At 42.0% G+C, this 257-nt stretch carries 1 protein-coding gene; it reads left to right on the forward strand.

Annotated features, from left to right (window positions below):
- Positions 1-257: flotillin-like FloA family protein (locus GUI70_RS25945; protein ID WP_202630622.1), on the forward strand; the 257-nt coding region annotated here is incomplete at both ends.

Below are 257 nucleotides of genomic sequence, written 5' to 3' on the forward strand. Positions count from 1 at the left end.
TGCTGCTGCAATTGACCTTGCAGGACGTGACGTATTAGAAGCGGTTCAAATGTCTGTTAATCCTAAAGTCATTGAAACACCATTTATCGCAGGTGTAGCAATGAACGGTATTGAAGTGAAAGCCAAAGCTCGTATCACAGTTAGAGCTAATATTGCTCGACTTGTTGGTGGTGCTGGTGAAGAAACAATCATCGCACGTGTTGGTGAAGGTATCGTTTCAACAATTGGTTCTAGTAAGCATCATACAGAAGTACTTG

This window comes from Deinococcus alpinitundrae (assembly GCF_009982895.1).
Lineage (GTDB): Bacteria > Deinococcota > Deinococci > Deinococcales > Deinococcaceae > Deinococcus > Deinococcus alpinitundrae.